The sequence below is a fragment of the Actinosynnema sp. genome, assembly GCF_052038725.1.
Genome location: NZ_JBQGCX010000561.1, coordinates 1 through 2216, shown reverse-complemented (window position 1 = coordinate 2216; position 2216 = coordinate 1). Strand labels below are relative to the sequence as shown.

Here is a 2216-nt window from a genome sequence, read left to right as displayed (position 1 = left end):
GGGGGGCGCCGCCCCCCCCCGGGCCACCCCGCGGGGGGGGGGCGGGGCCCGGGGGGCGGCCCCCGCGACCGGCTCGCGCCCACCACCGGCGCGTCGGCGCCGGGGAAACGGGTGATCACGTGGACGTGGAGCACTCGGAACCACAGCGGCGCGCGGCCGTCCCGCACTCGGTGACCGCGCACGACGGCACGGCGCTGCCCGCGACCGAAGCGGGCGCGGGCGACGCGCTCCTGCTGTGCTGCGAGCGCCCCGACGAGCTGACCGGCCTGGCCGAGCTGCTCGCGCCGCGCCTGCGGGTGATCCGCTGCGCGGTGCGGCCGGAGCACGCCGAGCGGGACGCGGAGGCGGCGCGGGAGCACTTCGCGCTGGACACGATGTCGTTGCTGGGGCACGGTTCCGGCGCGGCGGTGGCGCTGCGCTACGCGCTCGCCAGACCGGAGCGGGTGGAGGCGCTGGTGTGCGTGCCGGACGGCGAGCCGGAGTTCCCGCCCGGCTGCGCGGACCTGGAGCCGCCGACGCTGCTGGTCGAGGGCGGCGAGCCGACCGAGTGGGCGGAGAAGTTGTCCGACGAGGCGCCGTCGGTGCGCCGGGTGGTGCTGCCGGACGCCGGGAGCCCGCCGTGGACCCGGTCGCCGGGCGCGTTCGGCTGGGCGGTGCTGGCGCACCTGGGCGTGGACTGACCCTCCGGCGCGTTCCACGTGCTCGGCGCGCGTTCCCCCGACTCCCCTGCCCCGGCACGCGGACGGGCCCCTTCCCGCACCGGTTTTCCGGCGCGGGGAGGGGCCCGTCGGCGTCGCCCGTCAGCGGAGGTCCGCCGCCGGGCCGCGGATCAGCAGTACAGGTTGCCGCCGGGCGTGGCGCCCAGGAGCCCGACGAAGCGGTTGTACGCGTCCACCCGGCTCTGGACCTGGCCGGGGTTGCCGCCGTTGCACTCGATCGACCCGTTGATGCTGCGGATCGTCTCGCCGAAGCCGCGCCCGTTGACCATCGCGTTGTGCGGGGTCATGCTGCCGGGACCGGTCTGGGTGTTCCAGTACCAGAGCGCGGTCTTCCAGGCCACGGCCGAGTCGTTCTGCACCAGCCACGGGTTGGTCAGCAGGGGCAGGCCGAGCGCGTCGCCCGCGGCCTTGTAGTTGAAGTTCCAGCTGAGCTGGATCGGGCCGCGGCCGTAGTACGCGGCGTTGCCCGCCGGGCACCCGTACGACTGACCGGTGTCGCAGTAGTGCGGGTAGTTCGCGGTGTTCTGCTCCACGATGTGGACCAGCCCGCCGGTCTCGTGGTTGACGTTGGCCAGGAAGGCCGCCGCCTCCTGCTTCTTCACCGTGTCGCTGCCCGTGTTGGCGAAGCCGGGGTACGCGCCGAGCGCCGCCACGAGACCGCTGTAGGAGTAGAAGGAGTTCCGGCCGGGGAACATCGAGTTGAACTGCGACTCGCTGACCACGAACGAACCGGGGTTCGGCGGCTGGTCGCCACCACCGCCGCAGGTGTGCGGCTTCCAGTACCAGGTGCTGATGACCGGGTCGTAGCCGGGGTTCTCGTGCTCGGCGATGTAGTACTTGCCGTTGGTGTACTTCACGATCGACCCGGCGGCGTACCACTGGCCCGCCACCCAGTTCGGGTGGTTGCAGTTGCCGTTGCCGGGCTGGGTGCCACCGCCGCACCCGCTGTACGGCTCCCAGTACCAGGTGCTGATGACCGGGTCGTAGCCCGGGTTCTCGTGCTCGGCGATGTAGTACTTGCCATCGGTGTACTTGACGATGGCGCCAGTGGCGTACCACTGGCCCGCGGTCCAGGTCGTCCAGGCGCAGTCGGCCTGGACCGCAGCCGCGGTCTTGGCGGCGGCGGGCTCGGTGCCCGCGGTCGCGGGCACGACGGCCGCCAGAGCCGCCACCACGACGAGGGCGGCGGAGGCCGCCACCGCACGGATTCTCGACACGTGATCACATCTCCCGGTTGGGGCGCTTTGCGTGCCTGACAGTCTCCAGACTCAACCGGATTGGTCTACACCAGTCAAGGCCATCCGGATTCCATTCGACCGGGGCGCACCCCTAACTATGAGAGCGCTCCCATGCAGGTGAACCCCTATGCGAGCCACTGTGGACGATCAAGTCCGACGGGGGCGGGCGCCCCCGGCTCGCACCGGACCACCCCCCGTTCCCCGCGCGGGATGACGAGCGGGAGAGCGCTCCCACGAATGCCGGGCGGGCGGTCGGGTG

The 2216-nt window shown here is 72.8% G+C and carries 2 protein-coding genes; one reads left to right on the top strand and one right to left on the bottom strand.

The genetic code is table 11. The features are described 5' to 3' along the window. Window positions 1–125: 125 nt before the first annotated feature. Window positions 126–680, top strand: coding sequence for an alpha/beta fold hydrolase (locus ACTUAL_RS11235; RefSeq protein WP_440900217.1), 555 nt, complete (start codon window positions 126–128; stop codon window positions 678–680). Window positions 681–829: 149 nt separating this feature from the next. Here ACTUAL_RS11235 and ACTUAL_RS11230 read toward each other — a convergent pair whose 3' ends face one another. After that, complete coding sequence (locus ACTUAL_RS11230) at window positions 830–1936, bottom strand: glycoside hydrolase family 19 protein (protein ID WP_440900216.1); 1107 nt, start codon at window positions 1934–1936, stop codon at window positions 830–832. Between the last annotated feature and the right edge of the window lie 280 nt (window positions 1937–2216).